Origin of the sequence: Paraburkholderia sediminicola, assembly GCF_046026895.1 — a bacterium.
GTDB classification, from domain to species: domain Bacteria; phylum Pseudomonadota; class Gammaproteobacteria; order Burkholderiales; family Burkholderiaceae; genus Paraburkholderia; species Paraburkholderia sediminicola_C.
This window is the reverse complement of sequence record NZ_JAQQEU010000032.1, coordinates 35,776-61,832: the sequence shown is the minus strand read 5'-3', so window position 1 is coordinate 61,832 and position 26,057 is coordinate 35,776. Positions and strand designations below refer to the sequence as shown.

The following is a 26,057-nucleotide window of genomic DNA, read 5'->3' as shown; positions in this document are numbered from 1 at the left end:
GCGCGCCGCGCCGCCGCTCGGCGCAGCACACGCGGGGTAGCAGGCCATGATGCGGTTCACGAGGATAGAAGTACAACGAGACCCTACAACGGCGGTAGTCCACAACGGGCAGGCCCGACTCGCGGAGACATCATGAAGTTTCTTGTGGCCGACGACCATGAACTGATCCGGCAAGGCGTCAAGGGCATGCTGCGCGGTTTCGATCCCGACGCACAGTTCGACGAAGCCGATAGCTGGGAAACCCTCGCCACCGCCGCGCGGCCCGACGCCGACCACGATCTTGCGATCGTCGATCTGCATATGCCTGGCATGAGCGGCGCCTCTTCGCTCGAAGCGCTGTTGAAGGCGAACCCCGCGCTGCCGGTGGTCGTGCTGTCCGCCGAGGAATCGCCGGACGAAATGCGCGCGGTGCTGGCCGCCGGCGCGCTCGGCTTCGTGCCGAAGCGGCAGCCCGCCAGCGTGATGCTGAAGGCGATCGAACTGGTGTTGTCGGGCGGTGCTTATGTGCCGATGGAAGCGTTGAGCCTGCTGGGCTCGCGCGACACGCGGGTGGCGCCCGGCCGTGGCGATGCGGCTGCGGGCGGATGCGCCGGCGCGCCCACCGAATCCCTCACCGAACCCATTACGCAGGTGCCGTCGCTGCAGCCGCATCAGCAGCATCTGCTGGAAAATCTGTCGCCGCGTCAGCAGGACATCATGCGGCTCGTGCATCGCGGCTGGACCAACAAGATGATCGCGCGCGAACTCGGCGTCGCGGAGGGCACGGTGAAGGTGCATCTGTCGGTGATCTTTCGTGCGCTCGGCGTGCACAACCGGTCGACGGCGATCGCGGTGATCAATGGGTGGCTGGAGGCCGGGAAGACTTTGTAGGGTTCTTGCTGGCTGTTGGGCGTCGTGCCGTCGTCCTCTCGCTGGATTCTTTGTCCCTCTTGCGGCGCTCGCTGCCTTGGCAGCGCTTGCCGGCCTCGTGGCCTTGCGCCCTTTGCAGCAAAACATGGCAACAGTCGGCGACGACACCCAATGCTGCCGCCCGCCAACTTCACTCGTGCGATTCGCTCCGCGACTGCGCCTGCGAGCCGCTCCCCGCCACACGCGGCGCCCCGCTCGCCGCGTCCCCTGGCGCGCGCGGCGTCGCGCCACTGCGCGCCTCATCGCCCGTTACGGCCTCACGCAACGCCAGCGTTCCCACCGCCCGTCCCTTATCCAGCTCCGCCTGCTGCCACAGCATTTCCAGCGTGCGCCGCAGGCGCGCGGGCGTCACCGGCTTGTGCAGCACTGGAATGCCCTGCAAGGCAAGCGCCGCCAACTCCGCCGACGCCATGTCGCCGGTAATCAGCAAGGTCACCACGTTGTCGTGCCCCGCGCGCGCGAGCACGCCGCGCACGGCAGTCAGCGCCTGCGCGCCGGTCCGGTGATTCGCCAGCTGGTAGTCGCACAGCACCGCATCCGGCACGAAGCCGTTTTCGAGCGCCGCGAGCGCCTCGGCCTCGTCGCGCGCGCCGAGCACGCTGCAACCCCAGCGCCCCAGGAGACTCGATAGTCCTTCGAGAATCGACGGTTCGTCGTCGATGCAGAGCACGCGCCGCCCCTGCGCCGACGGTCCGCCCGCCACCGCTTCGTTCAGGCTCGCGACGATCCCCCGGGCGTCGCCCGCCTGCACCGGGAAGCGAAACGCCGACCCGCGGCCCGGCGCGGAGCGCAATTGCAGTTCGCCGCCGAGCATGCCGACCAGCCGCTTCACGGTCGGCAGACCCAGGCCGTGGCCCTGACGCGCATCGCGTTGCGGATTGGCGACCTGATAGAACTCTTCGAAAATGCGCGCATGCTCTTCGGCGGCAATGCCGATGCCCGAATCGCGCACTTCGATATAGCCGCCCGTCGCCCGTCCCGCGCGGCGAAAGCCCAGCCAGATCGCGCCTTCTTCGGTGTAGCGCACCGCGTTCGACAGCAGGTTGCTCAGCACGCGTTCGAGCAGCACCGGATCGTCGTAGACGACCATCGTGGTCGGCGCGATCCGCAGCGCGAGTCCCTTGGCAGCGGCCTGCGGGCGGTACTGACTGCCGACCCGCTCGAACAGTTCGGAGAGCCGGAAATGCAGTCGGATCACCTGGGTCACGCCGCTTTCGAGCCGCGCCAGATCGAGCACCTGGTTGAACAGCTGATTCAGGGCCTCGACGTTGTAGACGATGTGTTCGGCGGTTTTAGCGTGCTGCACGGGCGTCGCCGCCGCGTCGTTGAGCGAGGCCGCGAGCAAGCCGATCGCGTGCAGCGGCTGCCGCAGATCGTGGCTGGCGGCCGCGAAAAAGCGCGTCTTCGCGAGACTCGCTTCTTCCGCGACATCCTTCTGCGCCGCCAGCGATTGCGCCAGGTACTGCTGATCGACCCGCGCCTGCACGACCTGACGGAACAGCTTGCGATAGCTCATCGCATACACGTTGATCGCGCAGCAGAAGAACGCGAGGACGATCGCGAGGATCGTGCGGTCGAACGTGTGCGAGCCGAAATGCAGCACGATCGACGGAAACAGCAGGAATGGAATCGCAGTGGAAAAGTTCAGGAGATCGAAACCGTTCGACATGAACACGCCGGCCGCCAACGTGACGAGCATGACGGTATGCAGCAGCGGCAAATCGGTTTGCGGGCTCTGGAACGCGAACCACACCGCGAAACCCGGCCCGCTGTACAGCAGCACGCCGCGCAACGCGTGCAGATAAATCCAGTCGCGCGGCGAGACGAGATGCGGATAGCGGCGATTGAAGATCCACAGCGCGAGGCTGCCGCAATTGGCCGCCGCATAGAAACTGAAGCACGCGATAAAGAGCGGCGGCGACGGGATTCTCGGCCAATAGATCGCCACCAGCACCGCGATCGAAAACCAGTGCGAAAAGAAAGCGATCGGATCTTGCGCGTACAGTACGCGCACCAGATCTTCGTCGATGGCACGCTGGATCGGGTCGGCCCGCATCGCGCGGTCTCCTTGTCGGGCACGGCAATTTCGGTGAGGGGCGCGTAAGCCCGGCGCAGCGGGCGCGTCCGGCGACCCGGGCGGGTCGAACCGCGCGTGGTGCGCGGCGGGACCGCATCCGGCGCGGGGTGATTATGCAACGGCGAAGCAACCCGCGCGGGGCGGCGGTCCGGTGCCGCCGATGCCCACTCATCAGACGAATAAGCGCTCTCTCGTCAGAAGGTTTACCCGGCAGTTTACCCATCAGCTAGCACTTAATCCATATAGGCGCGGGCGCCGCCGCCAACCATACTGGGTTCAAGTTCCAGCGCGGCTTCAAGTTTCATCGTCGATGTACCGGCCCGCAGCCGAGGCTCACCGCGCTCCTTGCCTTACCCCCTGACGGAGGTTTTCATGGGCGCAGTTCCGAGCTACGAGTTCGTCCGCAATCTCGACGATGCGATCCTGCCGGATCTATGGCGCCGGCGCACCCGTTTGTCGGCCGACGAAATGGTGTCGATGGTCGAACTGGTGAAGCGGGCGCTGCGCACCTATCACCCGGTCGAATTGCAGGCGCTCGGCGAGGACAAGGAAGAACTGGTCGCCCAGTTCATCTTCGCGAAAGTGCTGCGCCTCGCGCCGGGCCACACGGAAACCCACGCCTGCGCCGAGAGCGCGCCGTCCAACGGCTACGCGGTGTGCGCGTATTTCCGCCGCTATCTGATCGACTGTCTGCGCAGCGCCGGCCATCAACGCAACGTGTCGATGGAAAACGAAGGCATGGCGCAGGAAATCGATCTGCATGCGCACGCGCTGGAAGACCCGGTGGAAAGCGTGCTGCTGCAATACGGGCTCGACGAACAGCGCGTGCGGCTCGCGGCGCGCGCGTTCATCGAAAGCCTCGACGAACCTGAGCGCATCGTGCTGGCCGGCAGCCTTGGCTGGTGCTCGGAAGGCAAAGGCGGGCTGTCGGCGGTCGCGGCTCAGCATCGGGTGCCCTCCTATCACTATCGCGCGGTGAAGCTCGGCGTCACCATGAAAAAGACGGGCGGCGCCGAGGATTTTTCCGATACCAAGATCGGCCGCTGGCTCACGGATGGGCTCGGCATCGCGATCGACATCGACAATCGCGCGGCCATTCTGCTCGCGCTGAACCTGCTCGCCGCCGAATCGAGCGATAGCGAAATGAATGAAGCAGCGGCCTAAAAGAACCTGATGAACCTGCCTCGCCTGCGCGGCTCGACGCGCGGCTCGGCGACACGCCGTGCGACTGCCGCAGAGGCCGCGAGGACTTCGCGCGCCATCCACGGCGCGCTTTTTTTGTGACCGCGCACCGCCTACGATAAAAAAGCCGCCGTCGCGCACCGTCTTCTTTCGGAAGTCCGGCCTCCGTTCCCCGCATTCGATTCCAGACGAGGTGGTCCTGATGAACCGCTTATCGAGCGCCCCGACGGCGCTGCAAGGTCATTACGAGGTGGTCGTGGTGGGCTCGGGCTACGGCGGTGCGATCGCCGCGAGCCGCATGGCGCGCGCCGGGCGCAGCGTGTGCGTGCTCGAACGCGGGCGTGAATTCATGGCCGGCGAATTTCCGCGCACGCCATTTCAGGGCGCCACGCAGATCCAGTACAACACCGCCGCCGCGCACATCGGCTCGCCGCTCGCGCTGATCGAAGTGCACGTGAACGAGGACGTGAACGCGGTGGTCGGCTGCGGCCTGGGCGGCACCTCGCTGATCAACGCGAATGTCGCGCTCGAAGCCGACCCGCGCCTGTGGGACGACCCACGCTGGCCGGCCGCGTTGCGCGCGGACAAGGCGGGCCGCGATCACGGCTATGCGCTGGCGCGCGCGATGCTGCAACCGTCGAGCGTGCCCGCCGACTTTCCGCCGCTGCCGAAATTGCAGGCGCTCGAAAAATCCGCGCAGGCGCTCGGCATGGCCGACCGCTTCAGCCGCCCGCCGATCACCGTCACCTTCGAGCCGCGCGCGAACGCCGCGGGCGTCGAGCAGAAGGCCTGCGTCGGTTGCGGGGATTGCAACTCGGGTTGCAACTACGACGCGAAGAATTCGACCCACATGAATTATCTGCCCGATGCGCTCGCGCACGGCGCGCAGATTTTCACGGGGGCCGCGGTGCATTCGGTGACGCGCGAGCCCGGCGCGCAGCAATGGAAGGTGAGCTTCCAGCTAGTGCAGCTCGGGCGCGAAAGCTATGACGCGCCAGACCTGTTCGTGAGCGCGGATATCGTCATCGTGTCGGCCGGCACGATCGGTTCGACCGCCTTGCTGCTGCGCTCGCGCAAGGAAGGGCTGAGCACGTCGGACATGCTCGGCCAGCATTTCACCGGCAATGGCGACGTGCTCGCGTTCGCCTACAACACCGACGACACGATCAACGGCGTCGGCTGGGGCTCGCACGAGGCAGGCGAAATTGCGCCGGTCGGCCCGACCATCACCGGACTCATCGACAATCGCGGCACCGCTAACGTGACGGACGGCTACGTGATTGAAGAAGGCTCGCTCGCCGGGCCGGTCGGCGCGGCGCTGGTCGGCATGCTCGGCGGTGCCGCGCCGCTCGCAGGCGAGGACGTGGGCGGCCCGCGCTCGCTGCATGACCGGCTCGCCTATGACGCGCGCGTGATCGAGAGTTTGCTGCGCGGTCCGTATCATGGCGCGCTCAACCATACGCAAAGCTACCTGGTGATGGCGCACGACGACGAAAGCGGCCGGATCAGCGTCGACGACAAAGGCCGCGCGCGCATCGCGTGGGAAAACGCGGGCAAGCAGCCGATCTTTCAAACGGTCGAAGACGCGCTCAAACAGGCGACCGTGCCGCTCGGCGGCAAATACCTGCGCAATCCGATATCCACCGATATTCTCGGCAACCGGACCGTCACCGTGCATCCGCTCGGTGGCTGCGGCATGGGCGAGGATGCCGGACAAGGCGTGGTCGATCAGATGGGCCGCGTGTTCAGCGGCGCGGCGGGCAACGCGGTGCACGAGGGCCTGTATGTAATGGACGGCGCGGTGATGCCGATGTCGCTCGGCGTCAATCCGCTATTGACCATTTCCGCGCTGGCCGAGCGCAATTGCGCGCTGCTCGCGGCCTCGCATGGCTGGGCGATCGACTATGCGTCCAAGGGCGCCGCGGCGCCACCGCCCGCGCAACAGATCGGCTTGCGCTTCACGGAGATGATGGTCGGCAGTTACATGCCGGTCGTTCCGGGCCATGCTGGCGACGCCGCCGCGAGCCCGATCGAGTTCACGCTGACCGTCGAATCCGATGATCTCGCCGATATGATCGGCAATCCGCAGCATCTCGCCCGCACCGCCGGCACGCTGACCTGCCCCGCTCTGTCCGCGCAACCGATGACGATCACCGAAGGCACGTTCAATCTGTTCGTCGTCGACGCATCGGACGTCGACGAGCGCGACATGAACTACCGGATGACGCTCAATGCCGTCGAAGGCAAGACGTATTATCTGAGCGGCCAGAAGATCATCACGCGCACGTCGCCGGTCAATCTGTGGGAGCAGACCAATACGCTCTACGCCGAGCTTCGCGAGTCGCAACAGGCGGACGCGCCGGTGATCGGCAAGGCGACGCTGATCATCACGCCCGAAAACTTCCTCAAGCAGCAACGCACGCTCGAAGTCACCCATGCACCCGATCTGAAGACGCGCCTCGAATGGACGCTGAAGTTCGGCAAGTTCTTCGCGGGCGTGCTGTTCGACGAATACGGCGGCGTGGCCTCTCCGTTGCAGTTCCTCGGGCCGAAGCCGGCGCCGCGTCTGAAGCGGGCGCTGCGCGCGCCGGTGCCGCAAGTCGTTTTCTTCGATACGCCTGATGGAACCACGCTGCGGCTCACGCGCTACGTCGACCCCGCCCGCAACGCGACGCGCCCCGTGCTGCTGATTCATGGCTCGGGCGTGTCTAGCCGCATCTTTTCCACCGACCTGATCGCGACCAACATGGTCGAATATCTCTGCGCGGCCGGCTACGACGTGTGGCTCGTCGATCTGCGCGTCAGTATCGAAATGCCGAGCGTGTTGGTGCCGACCAACGTCGACAAGGTCGCTCGTGAGGACATCCCCGCCGCCGTCGCCAGGATCCGCGAGCTGACCGGCGCGCAGGAGATACAGGCGGTGGGTCACTGCCTCGGCGGGCTCGCGTTGAGCATGTCGTTGCTGTCCGGACTCGAAGGCGTGCGTTCGGCGGTCATCTCGCAAGTGTCGACGCATCCGGTGCCGGGCACGCTGCAAAAGATCAAGGCCGGCCTGCACATCCCCGACATCATGCAGCATCTCAACGTGCGCGATCTGACTGCGTATACGCAGGACGACGCGTGGCCGCAGAACCTGCTCGACGAAGCGCTGCGCCTCTATCCGATCGATGACGACGAGGAGTGCGGCAACCCGATCTGCCATCGCGCGACCTTTCTGTACGGCCTGCTCTATGAGCATGAAAAGCTGAACGAGACGCTGCACGCGAATCTGCAGGAATTGCTCGGCGTACACGATGTCGAGGTCTTCAAGCACCTCGCCGCGATGGTGCGCGCGGGCCGGGTCGTCGATGCCGCGGGCAGGGATGTTTATCTGACCGGCACGGACGGCATGAAGGGCCTGGCGGGCATGCGCCTGCCGATCGGCTTCATCCACGGCGATAGAAATGAAACCTATCTGCCGAAAAGCACCGAACTGACTTTCGACATGCTCGTCAAGCAATTCCCCGAACAGCCCTACGAACGGCATCTGATTCCGGGCTATGGGCACATCGACTGCATTTTCGGCAAGGACGCGTCGGTCGATGTTTATCCGGTGATCGCGCGGTATCTGAACGCGCATTGACCAGCGCCCTGCTTCGATCCACACCCGGCCGCCGCCCGCGCGACCAGGCTTCGCCGCGACGCGGCGGGTTCTCCTCTTGCCCGCGCTGCGGTATGGTTCACCCTGCGTAGCGGCGGCGCCACGCGCTTCGTTGCCGACGCGCCCGCCTTTCATTGCGCTTTTACCCACTTCGCAGGATCACGCTTATTCCGATGAAATCCTTCTTTCTCTCCATGCTGACCGCAGGGCTGCTGGGCAGCGCCGTCGCCGCCGCGAACGTGCAGGCGGCCGAGCTTCACGTGATGAGTTCAGGTGGCTTCACCGCCGCGTATAAACTGCTCGGCCCGAAGTTCACCGCGTCGACGGGCAACACGCTCGACACCATCCTCGGCCCGTCGATGGGCAACGCGCCCGAAGCCATTCCTCATCGGCTCGAACGCGGCGAACCCGCCGACGTGGTCATCATGGTCGGCTACGCGCTCGACGACCTGATCAAACAAGGCAAGGTCGTTCCGGGCTCTCGCGTCGAACTCGCGGATTCGCGCATCGGCATGGCCGTGCGCGACGGCGCGCCCAAGCCCGATATCAGCTCAGTCGATGCACTGAAGGAAACCCTGCTCCATGCGAAATCCATTGCTTACTCGGATAGCGCGAGCGGCGTCTATATCGAACGCGAGCTGTTCAAACGGCTCGGCATCGAGGATCAGGTAAAGGCCAAGGCGAAGATGGTGCCGAAGATTCCGGTCGCGTCCGTGGTCGCAAATGGCGATTACGAGGTCGGCTTCCAGCAGGTCAGCGAGTTGCTGCCGGTGCAAGGCGCGACGTTCGTCGGCAAGATTCCCGAATCGGTGCAATCGGTCACGCGATACGCCGCGGGCATTCCTGTCGGCGCGCAGCATCCGAAAGAGGCGAAGGCGCTGCTCGACTACCTTGCGTCGCCCGATGCGCAAGCGGCGGTTAAATCCACCGGGCTTGATTCCGTTGCGACGCATTGAAGATTCGCTCGGCGCGCCTCGGGTCACCCATTACGCGCCTTGCGCCGGCGCTCAGAACAGCTTGCCCGGATTCAGAATGCCGTGCGGGTCCAGCGCGTGCTTGATCGCGGCCATCGCCGCTAGCTCCGCCGGCGAACGCGAGATCGGCAGAAACTCGCGCTTGAGCAAGCCGATCCCGTGTTCCGCCGACACCGAGCCGTGCAACGGCCTGAGCATCTCGTAGACGAACGCGTAGACCGCATGATGATCGACACCGGCGATCGAATGGCCGTCGACGGTCACGTGCAGATTCGAATCCCCGATATGCCCGAAGAAATACGACGCGTTGCCCGGCCAGCGCCGATCGAGCGCCGCGCGGCAGCGGTCGACGAACGCGCCGATCTCGCCGATCGGCAAGCTCACGTCGAAGTTGATCGCATCGAGCCGTACCGGAAACTCCGCGGTGCATTCGCGAATCGCCCACAACGCGCGCGCATCGGCCACCGATTGCGCGATCACCGCATCGCGAATCGCGCCCGCCTCGAGCGCTTCGGTCAGCGCAGCGGCGAACCGTTCGCCGTCATCGCCCGCATCGAAGCTCGCGTGCTCGATCAGCGCAACCAGCGGATGCGCGGCGGCGAACGGCGAACGCGCGCCGGTCAGCTTCACGCCGAAGTCGTAGAAGTCCGGCCACATGATCTCGAACGCGCCGATGTCGTTGCCAAAGCGCTTCGATAGACGGCGCAGCAGGTTCACCGCGGCGTCGTACCCGTCGAGCGCCACGAGCGCCGTGTGACGCGCCGCGCGCTGCGGATAGAGCCGCAGCACCGCGCGCGTGATCACGCCGAGCGTGCCCTCGGAACCGATGAACCAGTGCTTGAGGTCATAGCCGGTGTTGTTCTTGACCATCTTGCCGAGCGAGCTCAGCACGTCGCCATTGGCGAGCACCACTTCGAGGCCGAGCACCTGATCGCGCGCGGTGCCTGACTGGATCACGCGGTTGCCGCCCGCGTTGGTCGCGAGATTGCCGCCGATCTGGCACGAACCGCGCGCGCCGAGATCGAGCGCGAGTTCGAAGCCGGCTTCGGCGGCGGCTTCCTGCGCGGCTTGCAATGTGGTGCCGGCGCGCACGGTCAACGTCGCCGACGCGGTATCGACTTCTTCGACGCCGCTCAAACGCTCGAGCGATAACGCGATGTCCGTGGCCCGCGCGATCGCGCCGCCCGCGAGTCCGGTCATGCCGCCTTGCGGCACCACCGGCTGATGCGCCGCGTGGCAGATCGCCAGCGCGCGCGAGACTTCTTCCGTGGTGCGCGGCAACAGCAGCGCAGCGGGACGCGTCGGGTCGTGACGCGTCCAGTCGGTCATCGCGCGTTCGCCGATCTGTTCGCCGGTGCGCACCGAATCGCCGCCGAGCGCGGCGCGCAATGCGTCAAGTGTCGACGCGAGCGGCGCGGCGGCGTTTGTTTCGACTGCTGTACCGCGGCTTGCCCTGGCTTGATCTGTCATGCAGTGGTCCCTTGCGTGCCTTGAGCCGCATGTTTCTTCCGATAGCCCATCGAATCGTTGATGCGCCCGAGGATATAGTCGCCCGCGGCGACCGGCTGATATTTGAGGTCGGCCTCGCTCGTGCCGAGTTCGCGCGGATCGACCATCGCGCCGTAAGTCGGATCATAGAACGTCGCGATCGAATAGCGCTCGCGTCCCGACGCATTGACCACGCGATGCAGCGTGGAGCGAAACCGGTCATTGGTCCAGCGGGCGAGCAGATCGCCGACATTCACGACGAAGCTGCCCTCGACGGGCGGCGCATCCACCCACGTGTTGTTGGCGATCTCGCGCACCTGCAATCCGCCCACCTGATCCTGCCACAGCAACGTGATGCATCCGTAGTCGGTATGCGGTGCGATGCCGAACTGATCTTCGTCCGATTGGGGCGGCTGCGGCGGATAGTAGACCATCTGCGTGCGTTGCATCCGCTTGGTGTAGCGCGGCGCGAAGAAACGCTCGTCGACACCGAGGCTCACCGCCACCGCGCGCAGCAGATCCGCGCCGCACGCCGCGACCGCGTCATAGTAGCCATACAGCGCGGGGCGCAGTTCCGGCATGAAGTCCGGCCAGTTGTTGGGCCCGCGCAGCGCCTGGCCCGCGAGCACGTCCGGATCGTCTTCGGGCAATTGGAGGCCGATGCTGAAAAACTCCTTGTAGTCGGGCCGCTTCGCCTGGTACATGGTTGCGTCGCCGAGCGCGTTGAAACCGCGATGCCGCTGATTGACCGCCACGCGTCGCTTGGTCTCCACCGGGAACGCGAAGAACCTGCGCGCCGCATCGGCGGCGGCATCGATCGACGCTTGCGGCACGCCATGATTGACGATGTAGAAGAAGCCGATCGTCGTGCACGCTTCGCGAATTTCCTGTGCCACGCGGCGCAGCGCCTGCGGGTCTCCCGCGCGCACGCCGGCGAAGTCGATGATCGGAATGCGGGTCACGGGCATGGCGTTGCTCCCTGAAGGGCCCTGAAGGGCGGTTGAATCGAATGACGACGACTGACCACAATCGACTGACGAAAGCGGCGCGTGCGCCGTGGTGGCAGCATCATGCGCAAGACCGCCTGCAATCCTTCACGCACCGCGCGCATTGCCGTTGTATATACCGCCAAAAGCACACCCGCAAGTTGCTTTTCAGCCCTTCATATAAGGGCTTTTCTCTAGCCACACGTTTATTTGTTTCACGCGAAAAACGCGGTATATACTGCCCCGCATGAACCGCGCCGAACGCGCCGAACGCATCGCTTTCGCACGGCACCGCTTTGCCAACCGGAGAATCCCCATGAGCATCCTTGCAGGCTGGAAGTGTCGTCTGGTCATGCTGACGTTGTGCGCGGCAAGCGTCGCCGCTCACGCGGACGACCAGCTCGCCAAAGTGAAGAAAGCCGGCGAACTGGTGGTCGGCACCGAGATGCAGTTCGCGCCGTTCGACTTCCTCGAAAACGGTCAGCAGGCGGGCTTCAACAAGGACCTGTTCGCCGAGGTCGGCAAGGAAATGGGCGTGAAGGTGCGCTTCATCGACCTGCCGTGGCCGAGCGTGCTGCCGGGTCTCGAAGCGGGCAAGTTCGACATGGTGGGCGGCCCGCTGACGGTCACGAAGGCACGCATGGACCGCTACACGTACACGTTGCCGGTCGCGGACGCCACCGACGCGCTGCTCAAACGCGCGAACGACGCGTCGGTCAAGCAATCGTCGGACATCGCGGGCAAGACGGTCGGCGCGGGCAAGGGCTCGGCGCAGCTCGACCAGCTGAAGACCTATGTCGCCACCTTGCCGAAGCCGCCTGAAATCCGCGAGTACGTCGACAACAATCAGGCTTACGCCGATCTCGCCGCCGGCCGCATCGCCGCCGTCGCGAACTCGATGACCAATATCGCGTATGTGGCCAAGCAACGTCCGGAGACGTTCGCGGTGGTGCAGCCGCCGTTCGGCGCGAAGGTGTACTTCGCGTATGCGCTGCGCAAGGACGCCGACAGCAAGCCGCTCGCCGACGCGTTCAACGCCGCGCTCGTCAAGATGCACAACGACGGGCGGCTCGCCACGTTGCAGAAAAAATGGTTCGGCGTCGCAATGGACGCGCCGACCACGATGCCCGCGCCGAACTATTGATCGCTGCACGCAGCGATCAAACTGAGTTGTCGATGCAGGTGTCTTGACGCGTGCGATGCGCTCCGCCGCGAGCCGCATCGCCGTCATCCGTTCCAGCGAGTGCGCCGCTTATGTTCAGCACGACTGTCTTCGTCCAGGGTTTGCCGCTGTTGCTGCACGCGGCGCTCGCCACCATCGGCATTTCGCTGACGGGGCTCGTGATCGGCTTCTTCGTCGCGATCGGCGTGTGCGCGGCGCGGCTCTCGCCCAAGTGCGCGGCGCGCATGATCGGCGGCGCTTATGTGTTCTTCTTTCGCGGCGTGCCGCTGCTGGTGCAGCTGCTGCTGGTGTACTACCTGCTGCCGTTCGCGGGCATCAACGTGTCGCCGGTGGTGGCGGCGATCAGCGCGGTGTCGCTGTGCTCCGCGTCGTATATCGCCGAGATTCTGCGCGGCGGCTTTCTCAGCATTCCGCCGGGTCATCTCGAAGCCGCGCGCATGCTCGGCCTGTCACCGTTCGACATGTTGCGGCGCATTCTGGTGCCGCAAGCTTTCCGCTTGACGCTGCCGTCGCTCGTCAACGAAATGGTGCTGCTCATCAAGGCTTCGTCGTTGATCTCGGTGGTCGGCGTGGCCGAGCTGACGCGCACCGCGCAGAACCTCGCCGCCAGCACGTACCGGCCGCTCGAAGCGTATCTCGCGGCGGGGCTGATCTACTTCGTGATCTGCGGTGCGCTCGCGCTCGTCGCGCATGCCGCCGAATATCGTTTTCAGCACGCCTGACCCACTTGAGCCCACGCCATGCAGACGCTCGACCCCTCCGTCATCACGCACAACCTGCAGCCGATCGCCGCCGGCCTCGCGACGACGCTCGGCACCTGGGCCGCGGGCGTCGCGATCGGCCTCGTGATCGGCTTTCTGATCGCCGTGCTGCAACTCTTTTGCGGGCGTTGGGTCCGGGGCCTGCTGCGCGTCTATATCGAACTGTTTCGCGGCACGCCGTTTCTCGTGCAACTGTTTCTGCTGTACTACGGCGGCCCGTCCGTCGGCCTCACCCTCGAACCGATGACGGCCGGCGTGCTCGGTCTGGGCCTATACGGAAGCGCCTATTTCGCCGAAGCATTCCGCTCCGGCTTTCAGTCGGTGCCGCCGGGACATCTCGAAGCGGCGTCGTGTCTCGGGCTCACGCGCTGGCAAGCCGTGCTGCGCATCCAGGTGCCGCAAATGCTGGTACTGATCGTGCCCGCGCTGACCAATCTGATCATCGTGCTGAGCAAGGAGACCGCGGTGCTGTCCATCGTCACCGTGCCTGAGCTGACTTTCGTGCTGACCGGCATCGGCTCGGCCACCTTCGCTTTTGTCGAAACGCTGCTGGTGCTGTGCGTGTGCTATCTCGCGCTGGTCGAACTGACCTCGCGCGCGGGCATGTGGGCCGAGACCCGCATCGCACGCTTCATCGCATGAATCCGGAGCCTTTATGAATGCCATCGCCGACATGCCCTCCTCCGCGTCCACCACTGGCATCGCCAAGCCGCCAGCCGCGCCGCTGATCGAAGTGCGCGATCTGCGCAAGCGCTTCGGCGAAATCGAAGTGCTGCGCGGCGTCGATCTGCAGATCGCGCGCTCCGAGGTGGTGTGCATCATCGGCCCGTCGGGCTCGGGGAAGAGCACGCTGCTGCGCTGCCTCGCCGCGCTCGAAACCTACGATCAGGGCGACGTGCGCATCGAAGGCGAGCTGCTCGGCTATAGCGAGCGCAACGGCAAACGGGTGCGCGCGTCGCAGGCGCAGATCAATCGCGTGCGCCGCAATGTCGGCATGGTGTTCCAGCAGTTCAACCTGTGGCCCCACATGAGCGCGCTAGGCAATGTGATGGAAGCGCTGCTGCGCGTGCGGCACATGTCGCGCGACGAAGCGCGCCGCCGCGCCAACGCGATGCTCGAAACGGTCGGCCTCGCGCACAAGGGCGATGCGCATCCGGCCAAACTGTCGGGCGGCCAGCAGCAACGTGTGGCGATTGCGCGAGCGCTGGCGATGGAGCCGCACATCATGCTGTTCGACGAGCCGACCTCGGCGCTCGATCCGGAACTGGTCGGCGAAGTGCTGCAGGTGATGAAGCAGCTCGCGCGCGACGGCATGACGATGGCCGTGGTCACGCACGAAATGGGCTTCGCCGCGCAGGTGGCCGACAAGGTGATGTTCATCGATCAAGGCCGCATCGCCGTGCGGGGCGATCCACGCGAGGTCTTTCACGACGCCACTCAACCGCGCTTGCGGCAGTTCCTGCAAAACTACTTCGACCGCAACGCGTTCTGGACGCGCGACGCCGGCGACGCGCCGCCGCTATGAACGCGCACCGGTTTCCGTCCTCCTCGCGCGAACGGTAGCGAGCGCCGCCCATGACCTCTCCGGTTCGCAGCAAGGCTCACGGCAAGCCGTCTTCCGACGCGGCGATGAAGAGCGCGCGCAGCGCCGACGACGTGCCCGCCGCGCGCTACGAACAGGTCAAGCAGCACATCCGCCAGATCATCGAATCGGGCGCGCGCCAGGCGGGCGACCGTCTGCCGTCTGAACTGGATCTCGTCGCGACGCTCGGCGTGTCGCGCATGACGGTCAATCGCGCGCTGCGCGAACTCGCGGACGCGGGGCTCGTCACGCGCGTCTCCGGCGTCGGTACTTTCGTCGCGCGCAGCAAGCCGCAATCGACGCTGCTGATGATCGCGCATATCGGCGACGAGATTCGCTCGCGTGGCCACGAATATCGTTGCGACACGGTGCTGTCGCAACGCGAGACGGCGTCGGTGATGGTGTCGAACGCGCTGGGGCTCGCGCCCGGCGCGTCGGTGTTTCATGTGATCTGCGTGCACCGGGAGAACGGCCTGCCGGTGCAGCTCGAAGACCGCTACGTGAATCCGGCGGTGGCGCCGGACTTCCTGTCGCAGGATTTCTCGGCGGTCAGGCCATCCGAGTATCTGCTCGAGATCGTGCCCGCGCACGATGTCGAGCATGTCGTCGACGCGGCGCTGCCGACGCGCGTCGAAGCCGAGCTGCTGCAAATCCGCGCCGAGGAGCCCTGCCTCACGCTGATGCGCCGCACGTGGACGAACGGCGTGGCGGTGACGTTCGCGCGCTTCGTGCATCCGGGCTCGCGCTATCGGCTGGGTTGCCGCTTCTCACCGGATATGTGGCAGCGCCAGGGGTGATGCACCCCAACGCGTGGGCTAAACGTTCCCCGCCAGATGAAAGCGTGACGCCGGATGCCATAAGCGCACCGACGTCGCCACATCGTCGCCGACCCATGTGCGACGCCACAGTTGCAGACACGGCTCGCCGATATCCATCATCAGATGCCGGCGCACGTACGCGTCGGGCTTTTGCGCGTAGATGCGAAACTCCGCGCGCTGGATCGGCGCGAGCCGCACCATATAGTGATTCGGCGTCTCGACCGTGAAGTCCTGTTGCAGGTAGTCGGGAAACACTTTCGGATTGACGTAGCGGTCCTCGTACTGGATCGGCTCGCCTTCTTCGCTGTGCACGATGCACGAGTGAAATGCCGGGCCGCTCGCCAGGCCGAGCGCTTCGAGCGCGAGCGGGTCGTCGCTCGGTTCGAGGGTCAGCACGCTCGCCGAATGCCGATGACCTCGGTCGGCGATTTCGTCGGCGATATTGCGGATTTCCAGCACCGTCGATTCATAGCGCTGCGGCGCGACGAACGTGCCCGAGCCTTGTACGCGCGTCAGCACGCGTTCGGCCGTGAGTTCGCGTAGCGCGCGCGAAACCGTCATGCGCGCGACGCCGAACTCCTTGACCAGTTCCATTTCGGATGGGATCAGCCCGCCCGGCTTCCAGTCGCCCTCGCTGATGCGCCTGATCACGTAACGCTTGATCTGCTCATACGCGGGCAATGCCTTGAGCGGCATCTCGCGATGGCGATGGGGTTGGCCATGCGGCTGCGCGGGTTGCGCGCTTTGCTCTGCTTGCGCTGTTTGCGCATTTGTAATTGTGTTCACTCCGACCTCGTGGGTAGTACGCGGCTGGTACAAGGTGTGCACCGTGGCCGGTTCGCCGGCGGATACGCCCGCTTACCGGCATTGTCTCCATCATGCCATGTGCGCGGCGGCCAGCCCGTTGTCGACTGCGGCGCTCGCGGCAGCCCGGATGCTGCCGGCGGCGGTCGGACTCGTCACCGTGGCGCGTGCCGGCTGCTGCGCACCGTCGACGGTGGTCACCGCTCGCGGCCCAATGTTACCCGGGTTCGGTAGAGGCGGCGGCGCTTCGTCGGCGATCATCCGGAACGCGACGCTCATGTCGTCCGCGAGCGGCCGGTCGTCGCGATAGGTCGGCACGGCGCGCCGCACGCGTTGCCGGAGCGCTTCGGTATGCGGCGCGCGCGGCGCGTCGCTGCTTTGCAGGTCGTAGGCTTGCGTGGCCGCCAGCAGTTCGATCGCGACGATACGCCCGGCGTTGTCGATGATTTCCAGCGCCTTGAGCGCGGCAGGCGTGGCGTGGCACAGGTGATCCTCCTGCAAGCCCGACGTGATGCCGCCGTCGAGACTCGCCGGCATGGCGAGGCGCCGGTTCTGCGCGACGAGCGAAGCCGCCGTGTACTGCGCGATCATGAAGCCCGAACAGGTGCCGCCCGGCTCCGCGAGAAACGCCGGCAAGCCGCTGACCAGCGGATTGACGAGGCGGTCGAGGCGCCGCTCCGCCATCGCCGCGACCTGCGCGATCGCCGTGGCCAGGCTGTCCATCGCCAGCGCGATCGACGCGCCCACCGCATGCGCCTGCGAATAGACGCGCGGCTCCTGCGGCGTGCCGGCGACGATCGGGTTGTCGGTGATCGACGCGAGTTCGCGATTGACCACGTCGGCGGTCGCGGCCAGCACATCGCGCGCGGCGCCGTGCACGTGTGGAATGGTCCGCATGCTCAGCGGGTCCTGGGTGCGCTGGCCGATCACCGCCGCGAGAATGCCGCTGTCGGCGAGTGTCGTGCGCAACCGCTCGCCGACCAGATTGAGGCCGGCGGAAATCCGCAACGCGAGCGAGTCTTCGTCGAACGCCGCGAGCTGGCCGCGCAAGTTCTCGAAGCTCATCGCCGCGATCATGTCGGTCCAGTCGAGCAGTCGCGCGGCGCGCGCCATCGCCAACGCCGCGAGGCCGGTGACGCACGGCGTGCCGTTGACCAGGCTCAGCCCTTCCTTGGCTTCGAGCACCAGCGGTTCGAGCCCCAGCATCCGCAACGCGTCGCGCCCCTTGAGGCGCTCGCCGCGATAACGCACATGCCCCTCGCCGATGCAAACGAGCGCGATATGCGCCATATGGCTCAGATAACCGACCGAACCGAACGCGGGCACCTCCGGCAGACAATCGGCATTGAGCAGCGCAACCAGTTGCCCGGCGACTTCGAGCCGGATGCCCGAATGTCCATGCGCGAAATTATTGACGGCCGCGGCCATGATCGCGCGCGTCTCGGCGACGCCGAGCGGAGCGCCGACGCCGACCGCGTGGCTCATCAGGATGTTGCGCGACAGCGTGCGCTGTTCGCCCGGCGACACGATCACGTCGCACAACGCGCCCACGCCGGTATTCACGCCATACGCGCGAATCCCGCGCGCGACGATCTGCTCGACGAGTTCACGCGCCGCCGCGATACGCGCGCGGGTGCCGCTGCAAAGTTCGAGTGGCTCGCCAGCCGCGACTGCTGCTATTTGAGTCCAGTCAAGAGGACGTTCGGAACGGATCACGGTCATAACGGTGTTTTACCTGGTCGATTACCTGGTGATACTGATCAATGCGTGCTGCGATCCTGATGACTCGACACGAACTGCCGGAAGCGCGCCGACTTGCAATCGACGAACACTTCGTCGGGCGTCCCGTCCGCATCCACCTGCCCCTGATACAGGAACAGCACGCGGTTCGACACATGACGCGCGAAACCCATCTCGTGCGTGACCACCAGCATCGTGCGGCCCTCTTCGGCAAGCGAGCGCATCACACGCAGCACTTCGCCCACCAGTTCGGGATCGAGCGCCGAGGTCGGCTCGTCGAACAGCATGACCTTCGGATGCATCGCCAACGCGCGCGCAATCGCCACACGCTGTTGCTGACCGCCCGACAGATGCGCCGGATAGTGGCCGCGTTTTTCCGCGAGGCCGACTTTGGCGAGCAGCGCCTCGGCCTCTTCGACCGACTCGGCGCGGCTGCGCTTTTGCACACGCATCGGCCCTTCGATCAGATTTTCCAGTACCGTCATATGCGACCAGAGGTTGAAGTTCTGGAACACCATGCCGAGTTGCGAGCGCACGCGGTCCACCTGGCGGCGGTCGCTCGGGTGCAGCTTGCCGTCCGCGCGGCGCTTCATCTTCAGCTCTTCGCCGGCGAGCGCGACCGAGCCGTCATCGGGCGTTTCGAGCAGGTTCAGGCAGCGCAGGAACGTGCTCTTGCCCGAGCCGCTCGCGCCGAGAATCGAGATCACATCGCCCTCGTGGGCATCGAGCGAAATGCCTTTGAGCACGTGATGATCGCCGAACGATTTATGAATGTTCTTGACCGACAGTGCGACGGGTGCCGTAGCGTTCATGGAGTTCTCCAGGTTCATCCGGAAGGGCCGGTCGTTCAGGACGCGGCGCGGCGTGCTTAGGTGGTGGCGGAGACCGGGCGGGTCGGCGCGGTCTGAATGGCGACCGGACCCAAATGGCGCGACAGACGCGTTTCGAGCAGGCCGAGCGCGCGCACGATCACGAAGTTCAGGAACAGATAGATCAGCGCCGCGCAGACGAATACTTCAGTCGTGCGATAGGTCTGCTGGATGATCTGCTGCGCGACGCCGGTCACCTCCCACACTGTGACGAGGCTGGCGAGCGCGGTCGACTTGACGAGCAGCACCGCTTCCGTCGAATACGCGGGCAGACACTGGCGCAATGCGATCGGACCGATCACGCGGCGCAGCAGCGCGAATCCCGACAGGCCGATCGAATAACCCGCCTCGATCTGGCCGACCGGCACGGCCATCAGGCCGCCGCGAATGATTTCGGCGGTATATCCCGCCGTGCATAGCGCAAGCGACAGCACCGCGCACAGGTACGGCTCGCGCAGCACCGGCCACAGGAAGCTCTCGCGAATCACGCCGAACTGGCCCATCCCGTAATAGACGAGGAACATCTGGATCAGCAGCGGCGAGCCGCGAAACACGAGGATATAAGCGCGTGCGAAGCGGTTCGGCAGCCAGCGCGGCGACATGCGCATCGTGACGATCACGAGCGAGAGCAGACCGCCGAGCACCAGCGACGAGAAGAACAGCCCGAGCGTGGTCGGCACGGCTGCGATCAGTTGCTTGAGCGTATCGAACAGAAAGTCGAAATCGAAATGCATGGTGCCCGCTCCCGTCAGTTGCGCGCGAAGTTGCGCTTGAAGGACCGGCCCACGCGCGCCTCGGCGCGGTTGAAGACCCGGTTCGAGATGCTGGTCATCAGCAGATACAGCCCGCCGCCCACCACGAAGAACGTGAAGTACTGATGCGTGGAGCCCGCCGCCACCTGGCTCGTGCGCAGCAGTTCCGCGAGCCCCGTGACGGAGATCAGCGCCGAATCCTTCAGGCTCAGCTGCCAGACGTTGCCGATGCCGGGCAGCGCGAAGCGCAGGACTTGCGGAATCAGAATGCGGCGCGCCATCGTCAGCGTGGGCATGCCGATCGAGCGCGCGGCTTCGAGTTCGCCGCGCGACACCGCCAGCACCGCCGCGCGATACACCTCGGCCTGATAAGAGCCCGAAATCATGCCGACCGCGAGCGCGCCGATTACGAACGGCGGCACGCCGACGAAACCTTCCGCGCCGAACCACTGGCCGACGGTGGTCACGAGCGTCGAGCCGCCGAAATAGAACAGATAGATCACGAGCAGCTCAGGCACGCCGCGAAACACGGTGGTGTAGATATCGCCGATCACGCGCAACGTGCGAAAGCGCGACAGCTTGGCCGCCGTCACCAGCGCGCCGAACACGGCGCCCACCGCGAGCGCCGCCAGCGTGAGCACGACCGTCATCAACGCCGCGAGCAGCAGCACGCCGCCCCAGCCTTCCGGCCCGAAGCCGAGCATTTGTATCAGAGCCATCCCCTACTCCTCGTTCATGACCGCGGATCGAACCAGCCGGCACACGCGATGTCGCCGCGCGTGCCGCATCTTCCGAGCGGCGTGCGCATCAAGGCGTCACGTCGGTCTTGAACCACTTTTCGGAAAGCTTTTTGACGGTGCCGTCGGCCAGCGCGGCGCCGATCGCGGCGTCGAACTTCGCTTTCAGCTCGGGGTCCTGCTTGCGGAATGCGAGTCCTTCGCCCGGTCCCCAGATCGGGCCGCCGATCTTCGGACCGGCCATCGTGATCGACGAGTTTTCTTTCTTGTCGAGGTTGGCCGCGTAGTAGGTCACGTCGTCGAACGACGCGTCGATGCGGCCGTTCGCCAGATCCAGATCGCGTTCGGGCGAGGTCTTGTAGACGCGGATGCTGGCGACGTCCTTGAAGCCGTCGTTGATGAATTTGGTGTAGACCGTGCCCGACTGGATGCCGATGGTCTTGCCCTTGAGCTGCTTGCGGAGTGAGTCGATGGCAGGCATATCGGCCTTCGGGTCGCCCGACAGCTTGACGATGCCGGCCGTGGGCACGGCCTTCGGCAACACCTTCACATCGGCCACCGCGAAGGTGGCGGGCGTCGCGGCGTAGGGCCGCGAGAACGCGATGATCTTTTCACGCTCCGGCGTGATCGAGACCGCATCCATCAGGACATCGAACTTACCGGCTTGCAGGCCGGGAATCATGCCGTCCCAGTCCTGGGCGACGAGGTTGCATTGCAGCTTGGCACGCTCGCACAGATTGGCGGCCAGTTCGGGTTCGAAGCCGCCCAGCTTGCCGCCCGGCAAGGTCAGATTCCACGGTGCGTAGCCGCCTTCCAGCGCGATCGTCACGGTCTTCCAGTCTTTAGCCTGCACCGATGCCGCAAAAATCGTCGCGGCGCCGAGAACGGCTCCCATCAATGCGTGTGCTGCCGTTCTGCGCTTCACTTTCACGTCGAAACTCCTTTGATTGAGGAAACCGCCGAGCTGGCTCTTCTAACTGCCGCCTGATTTGTATAGACAAGCTTGCACGAGTCAAAAAGCAGGAGCAAGAGGATTCAGCGCAAATCCGCCGAATCCTCGGGTAAGCCCCTAGATGGCACCGTCGAATAAGGCTCTGCGGGGAGTTCTTAATGACCGGAAGTCAAAGGAAGATGTCGCCGCGTGAATGTCGCACAGCGCATTTTGTCTAGACAGGTTCGCGCAAAGAAGAAATGCGCTCTACCAGATGAGCGGCACGAAGCGAAAGCGCACCCGCGCCATGTACTCCGTATAACCGTCGAGTTGCGCGGCCAGCAGCCGCTCTTCGCGCACCGCGCGCCAGCCCATGCCGAACACCATCACCGGCACCAGGGCGAGGCCCCACCATGAACCGAGCAGCAAGGGCGTGCCGACGAACATCAGCAACGCGGCGCAATACATCGGATGGCGGATATGCGCATAAGGGCCGCTGTCGATCACCTTGTGGCCGCGGCTCGTCTGAATCTTCACGACCGGCGCCGCATAGGTGTTGGCCTTGAACACGAAGCGGCACATGAAGATGCACAGGAACACGCACAGCGCACCGAGGCTGACCAGCGCGACCGGCAACGGCGCGGACCAGCGAAAGCGCATCGCGTCGAAGCCCATCACGACCAGCCAGCCCGACCACAGCAGCGCGACGCCCAGCATGAACAGACGGTCCCAGCGGCTCTGCTCCGCCTGTATGGGCAGCGCGAGACGCTCGGCGAGCAGAGCGGGATCATGGCGCGCGAGCCACACGCCGATCCATATGCTCAACACGCCCACCTCGATCAGATACCACCACGCCGCCGGCCAAGCCAGCGTGCCGGCCGCGCCGAACAGCAGCACGCCCATGCCGGCCAGCCAGAGCACAGTTTGCGAAATGAGGCGCGCGATCATGCTCGTGGTCCGCCATGGAATCCGTTATGCGCTCTGCGCCGGGGTACGCACGCGCTCGAATAGCGCCGCGATGTCGATGCCGATCTCGCCGGCATCCAGACCGAAGCGGTCGCGCAGACACGCGGCGAGTTCGTCGGCGCTGGCGAGTTGCCGTTCGTCGACGATCTCGCCTTTCGCCGTGCGCTCGTTCAATTGATCGTTGAACAACGTGAGACGCGTTGTTGGCAACACACGGCATACGATCAGGTTGCTCGCGAAAATCGAATCGGGCGATGTCGACGTGTACCAGTTCGACGTTTCATAGCCGATCCATTCGACCGACTGCAAGTCGAAGCGATAGACCCGCGCCCAGCTTTCGTCGTGAGCCAGCACTTCGAGATAGAGCGCCTCGCGCGCCGCGTCGGCGAGACGGAACGTGCCGTGCGGGGTCGGCTGCGCGAGGCCCGTGATCAAACGCAGCGGCGCGGTCAGGGTCACGCTGCCGAAGCCGACGTCGGCGATCCACGCGTCGGCGCCGATGTCGACGCGCAGCACCATGTGCGTGCGCGGCGGTATCGCGTCGGACTCGCGACCCCACAGCACGCGCCCGAGCAGCGGCGTGATCCTGAAGCCCAATTGCATCAGCACGTTGGCGAGCAACGCGTTCTGCTCGAAGCAGTAACCGCCGCGCCGCCCGGTGACGAGCTTGGACTCGACCGATTCGAGATCCAGCTTGACCGCACGACGCGTGAGCGGCGCGAGGTTCTCGAACGGGATCGCCGCGGGGTGCAACCGGTGGATTTCCTGAAGCACTTCGAGCGTTGCCGCGCGCGGGCCCTGGTAGCCTATGCGGGCGAAGTAGTGATCCAGATTGACGGTGTGTGACATCGGCGGAATCCCGGCAGGGTTGAGCTGGCCGCCTACGGGCCTGCGCGTGTGCATGCGGCGCGCGGCCAGGCGGCTTTCGGGACACGATCATAGCCGGTTTTGACGGGGGTCCGAGGCGGCGCACTCGACGTCCGGCAGTCTTTTTCGTGGCCGGAGCGCCGCCGGAGCGGCGCCTGAGACATCGGCCATGCGCTACTGGACGCCCTTCAATGCCGACGTCGCGATCGACGGCACGGTAATGCCGTGGCTCGACGCGAACTGCACCGCCGAATTGAGCGTCGACATCAGCGACTGCAACTGCCCCGGCGCCGATTGCGCGATATACGACGCGCTCTGCGCCGTCTGCGGATTCAGCCCGGACTGCAACAGCGAGGACGGACTCATCTGACCGATGCTACCGAGCCCCGACTGCAGGCTCGAATACTGGCTTACGCCCTTCCCAAGCGACGACAGGCCGTCCGTGAACGCCTGCTTGTTCACCGGCGTCGCCGACGCGCTGCCGCTCGCATGGCTCGCGAACGCTTGGGTCAGTTTGTCGGAGAGCGACTGCTGCGTACTGCCCACCTGCGTCAATTGACTCACCGACGGCGTTCCGCCGCCCAGCAGGCTCGCGGCCTGTTGCGCCTGGCCGGCGGCACTGCTCATGCCCATCGCCGACGCGAGGCTCGACTGGCCGCTGAGCACCTGCTGGTTCGCGCCGACATAGGTCTGCAGCAACTGCGACATGCCCCCTTCCGACGCCGGCGAGGCGCCCGCCGAGCTATCACCGCCACCGCCCAGTCCGAACTGCTTCAGATTCAGTTGTGCGTTTGCAACACCGCCAAACAGCAAGCCGCCGCTCGCCAGCATCGAAATCAAAAGATTGCGGGTCTTCATGTCCTTCTCCTTACTTTGGCTTTCCGGGTTGATCGTGCGCTTCGACACTGGGCTTTCGCGCGCGTTCGATGACCACAGCCATACGATCAGATTACATTTTCATTCGGTCCGAATTACATCTACATGCCATTTAGCGGCAGGACGTAACGATTGAAATTACAGGCCAGTAATATTGATGAGAATCGTTCTCATTTAAATTGACGGCCGTAATACGGATGAGTACGATTCTCGTTATCTGCTGCGCGGCGTCGCGGGCTGTTACGGCAAAAATCGCGGGATGGCTGGCATGCTGGCCCGCGATGCATAAATCAGTCGAAACAACGCCAATAAGGATTTCGATGAAGTTCGCCAAACTCAACGGCCCCACCGCCCAGATGCATCCACTTCGCGACTGCGCGACGCGCGCTAGTGCAACTCATCGTACGCGCTTGCCTTCGATGCGGCGCGCTGCCCTCTGCACCGCGTTCGCGTGGGCATCGTTGACGGCCGGCGCGGCCATTGCCGAACCCAATCCCGATGCCACCCCCGAAGCCCCTGAAGCCGACCTGAACATCAAGGCGACCCAGACCAGCCAGTGGACCGGTTTCTGGAATCGCGAGCAGATGCTCGGCGACATGGGCGGCCTGCGCCCGTGGCTCGGCAAGTACGGTGTGACGTTCTCGCTCACCGAGACCAGCGAAGTACTCGCGAATCTGCGCGGCGGCCTCGCGCGCGGTGCGGACTACGACGGGCTGACGACCGCCGCCGTCCAGATGGATACGCAAAAAGCGTTCGGCTTGCCAGGCGGCCTGTTCAACGTCAGCGCCTTGCAGATTCACGGCGCCAACCTGAGCGCCAACAAACTCGGCACGCTGAATACGGCAAGCGGCATCGAAGCCGACGACGCCACCCGCCTGTGGGAGTTGTGGTATCAGCAGTCGTTCCTGAACAAGCGCGTCGATGTGAAGATCGGTCAGCAGAGTATCGACCAGGAATTCATCACCAGCGCGTACTCGGCGCTGTTCCTGAACACCATGTTCGGCTGGCCCGCGCTGCCCTCGTACGACATGCCGTCCGGCGGTCCCGCCTATCCGCTTGCGGGTCTCGGCGTGCGCGTGCGAGGCCAGATCACGCCTTCGTTGACGGCGCTGGCCGGCGTGTTTTCCGGCGACCCGCTCGGCAACAACCCGGACAACATGAGCGGCACCAACTTCAACCTGCACAACGGCGCGCTGTGGATCGGCGAGTTGCAGTACGCGATCAACCAGCCGGCCGAGGGTGAAATGGTCGGCGCGGGCAGCAACGGTTTGCCGGGCACCTACAAGATCGGCGTCTGGTACAACTCCAACAGCTTCGCGGACCAGCGCTTCGACAACAACGGCTTGTCGCTGGCGAATCCGGCTTCGACGGGCATCGCCGCGAATCATCACGGCAACTACAGCATCTACGCGGTAGCCGATCAGATGGTCTGGCGTCCCGACCCGGACGAGCCGCGCAGCCTCGGCGTGTTCGCGCGCGTGATGGGCGGCCCCGGCGACCGCAACCTGGTGAGCATCGCGGCCAACCTCGGCGTCGTGCTGAAAGCGCCGTTCGCCGGCCGCGACAACGACAGCGTGGGCCTCGCGCTCACCTACATCAAGGTCCGCAACCACGTGAACGGGCTCGACCAGGATTTCCGCGCCTTCACCGGCGGCCCGTACGGCGTGCGCACCAGCGAAACCACGCTCGAGGCGACCTACCAGTATCAGGTCAATCCGTGGTGGCAACTGCAAGCCGACGCGCAATACACGTTCAATGCCGGCGCCGGCCAGAATCCGAACGACCCGACGCAGCCGCTGCGCAATACCTTCGTGGTCGGCGTACGGACCAATGTCACGTTCTGATGCAATTCGCGCCCACCCATACGCTATCGACAGACCCGATCCCATGCTTTCGATCATGACCGCAACCACCG

General features: G+C 65.2%; 22 protein-coding genes. 10 read left to right on the top strand and 12 right to left on the bottom strand.

All coding sequences use genetic code 11. From position 1 onward, the window contains the following. Nucleotides 1-132 precede the first annotated feature (132 nt). The gene (locus PQR02_RS22160) at nt 133-870 is read left to right on the top strand and encodes a response regulator transcription factor (RefSeq protein ID WP_408235834.1); all 738 of its coding nucleotides are present in this window, start codon (nt 133-135) and stop codon (nt 868-870) included. A 169-nt stretch (nt 871-1,039) separates the two neighbouring features. Here the strand turns inward: PQR02_RS22160 and PQR02_RS22155 are convergent, their stop codons facing one another. Next, complete coding sequence (locus PQR02_RS22155) at nt 1,040-2,965, bottom strand: ATP-binding response regulator (protein ID WP_408235831.1); 1,926 nt, start codon at nt 2,963-2,965, stop codon at nt 1,040-1,042. A gap of 393 nt (nt 2,966-3,358) precedes the next feature. Between PQR02_RS22155 and PQR02_RS22150 the strand changes: the two genes are divergently transcribed. The 3 genes from PQR02_RS22150 (at nt 3,359) to PQR02_RS22140 (ending at nt 8,764) form a co-directional block, all read left to right on the top strand. Beyond that, nucleotides 3,359-4,150, top strand: a complete 792-nt coding sequence (locus tag PQR02_RS22150) for a hypothetical protein (protein ID WP_408235828.1) — start codon at nt 3,359-3,361, stop codon at nt 4,148-4,150. A gap of 220 nt (nt 4,151-4,370) precedes the next feature. Further along, entirely contained in the window at nt 4,371-7,790 is a 3,420-nt protein-coding gene (locus PQR02_RS22145; protein ID WP_408235825.1) for an alpha/beta fold hydrolase, read from the top strand. A 191-nt stretch (nt 7,791-7,981) separates the two neighbouring features. Next, the gene (locus PQR02_RS22140; RefSeq protein WP_408235822.1) at nt 7,982-8,764 is read left to right on the top strand and encodes a substrate-binding domain-containing protein; all 783 of its coding nucleotides are present in this window, start codon (nt 7,982-7,984) and stop codon (nt 8,762-8,764) included. Between the two features lie 51 nt (nt 8,765-8,815). On the opposite strand, the gene PQR02_RS22135 is transcribed toward PQR02_RS22140, so the two are convergent. Together PQR02_RS22135 and PQR02_RS22130 are read right to left on the bottom strand one after the other, a co-directional pair. Next, the gene (locus tag PQR02_RS22135) at nt 8,816-10,252 is read right to left on the bottom strand and encodes an FAD-binding oxidoreductase (protein ID WP_408235819.1); all 1,437 of its coding nucleotides are present in this window, start codon (nt 10,250-10,252) and stop codon (nt 8,816-8,818) included. After that, nucleotides 10,249-11,238 (bottom strand): isopenicillin N synthase family dioxygenase, encoded by a 990-nt coding sequence (locus PQR02_RS22130; RefSeq protein WP_408235816.1) that lies wholly within the window; start codon nt 11,236-11,238, stop codon nt 10,249-10,251. Before PQR02_RS22130 ends, PQR02_RS22135 begins: the two co-directional genes overlap by 4 nt. Nucleotides 11,239-11,572: 334 nt before the next feature. Between PQR02_RS22130 and PQR02_RS22125 the strand changes: the two genes are divergently transcribed. The 5 genes from PQR02_RS22125 (at nt 11,573) to hutC (PQR02_RS22105) (ending at nt 15,579) form a co-directional block, all read left to right on the top strand. After that, nucleotides 11,573-12,400: a transporter substrate-binding domain-containing protein gene (locus PQR02_RS22125; RefSeq protein WP_408235813.1), complete on the top strand. Its 828-nt coding sequence runs from the start codon at nt 11,573-11,575 to the stop codon at nt 12,398-12,400. A gap of 110 nt (nt 12,401-12,510) precedes the next feature. Then, on the top strand, nt 12,511-13,161 hold the full coding sequence (locus PQR02_RS22120) for an amino acid ABC transporter permease (protein WP_408235810.1): 651 nt from the start codon (nt 12,511-12,513) through the stop codon (nt 13,159-13,161). Nucleotides 13,162-13,179: 18 nt separating this feature from the next. Next, complete coding sequence (locus tag PQR02_RS22115; protein ID WP_408235807.1) at nt 13,180-13,842, top strand: amino acid ABC transporter permease; 663 nt, start codon at nt 13,180-13,182, stop codon at nt 13,840-13,842. 13 nt (nt 13,843-13,855) lie between these two features. Then, nucleotides 13,856-14,725 carry an amino acid ABC transporter ATP-binding protein gene (locus PQR02_RS22110; protein ID WP_408235804.1) on the top strand — a complete coding sequence of 290 codons (870 nt, stop codon included), beginning with the start codon at nt 13,856-13,858 and terminating at the stop codon, nt 14,723-14,725. A gap of 50 nt (nt 14,726-14,775) precedes the next feature. Next, entirely contained in the window at nt 14,776-15,579 is an 804-nt protein-coding gene (hutC, locus tag PQR02_RS22105) for a histidine utilization transcriptional repressor HutC (RefSeq protein ID WP_408235801.1), read from the top strand. A gap of 18 nt (nt 15,580-15,597) precedes the next feature. Here the strand turns inward: hutC (PQR02_RS22105) and hutC (PQR02_RS22100) are convergent, their stop codons facing one another. From hutC (PQR02_RS22100) to PQR02_RS22060, 9 genes are all read right to left on the bottom strand, one after another. Then, complete coding sequence (hutC, locus tag PQR02_RS22100) at nt 15,598-16,386, bottom strand: histidine utilization transcriptional repressor HutC (RefSeq protein ID WP_408235798.1); 789 nt, start codon at nt 16,384-16,386, stop codon at nt 15,598-15,600. 90 nt (nt 16,387-16,476) lie between these two features. Further along, nucleotides 16,477-18,126: an HAL/PAL/TAL family ammonia-lyase gene (locus tag PQR02_RS22095; protein WP_408235795.1), complete on the bottom strand. Its 1,650-nt coding sequence runs from the start codon at nt 18,124-18,126 to the stop codon at nt 16,477-16,479. Between the two features lie 38 nt (nt 18,127-18,164). Further along, nucleotides 18,165-18,956: an ABC transporter ATP-binding protein gene (locus PQR02_RS22090; RefSeq protein WP_408235792.1), complete on the bottom strand. Its 792-nt coding sequence runs from the start codon at nt 18,954-18,956 to the stop codon at nt 18,165-18,167. 56 nt (nt 18,957-19,012) lie between these two features. After that, the gene (locus tag PQR02_RS22085) at nt 19,013-19,747 is read right to left on the bottom strand and encodes an ABC transporter permease (protein WP_408235789.1); all 735 of its coding nucleotides are present in this window, start codon (nt 19,745-19,747) and stop codon (nt 19,013-19,015) included. 14 nt (nt 19,748-19,761) lie between these two features. Next, nucleotides 19,762-20,484, bottom strand: coding sequence for an ABC transporter permease (locus PQR02_RS22080; RefSeq protein ID WP_408235786.1), 723 nt, complete (start codon nt 20,482-20,484; stop codon nt 19,762-19,764). A gap of 88 nt (nt 20,485-20,572) precedes the next feature. Continuing rightward, nucleotides 20,573-21,397, bottom strand: a complete 825-nt coding sequence (locus PQR02_RS22075; RefSeq protein ID WP_408235897.1) for a transporter substrate-binding domain-containing protein — start codon at nt 21,395-21,397, stop codon at nt 20,573-20,575. 303 nt (nt 21,398-21,700) lie between these two features. After that, complete coding sequence (locus tag PQR02_RS22070; RefSeq protein WP_408235783.1) at nt 21,701-22,381, bottom strand: methyltransferase family protein; 681 nt, start codon at nt 22,379-22,381, stop codon at nt 21,701-21,703. A gap of 24 nt (nt 22,382-22,405) precedes the next feature. Continuing rightward, on the bottom strand, nt 22,406-23,248 hold the full coding sequence (locus PQR02_RS22065; protein ID WP_408235780.1) for an arylamine N-acetyltransferase family protein: 843 nt from the start codon (nt 23,246-23,248) through the stop codon (nt 22,406-22,408). A gap of 192 nt (nt 23,249-23,440) precedes the next feature. Further along, nucleotides 23,441-24,124: a hypothetical protein gene (locus PQR02_RS22060; RefSeq protein WP_408235777.1), complete on the bottom strand. Its 684-nt coding sequence runs from the start codon at nt 24,122-24,124 to the stop codon at nt 23,441-23,443. A 338-nt stretch (nt 24,125-24,462) separates the two neighbouring features. On the opposite strand from PQR02_RS22060, the gene PQR02_RS22055 reads away from it, so the two are divergent. Next, nucleotides 24,463-25,986, top strand: coding sequence for a carbohydrate porin (locus PQR02_RS22055; protein WP_408235774.1), 1,524 nt, complete (start codon nt 24,463-24,465; stop codon nt 25,984-25,986). Nucleotides 25,987-26,057: the final 71 nt, after the last annotated feature.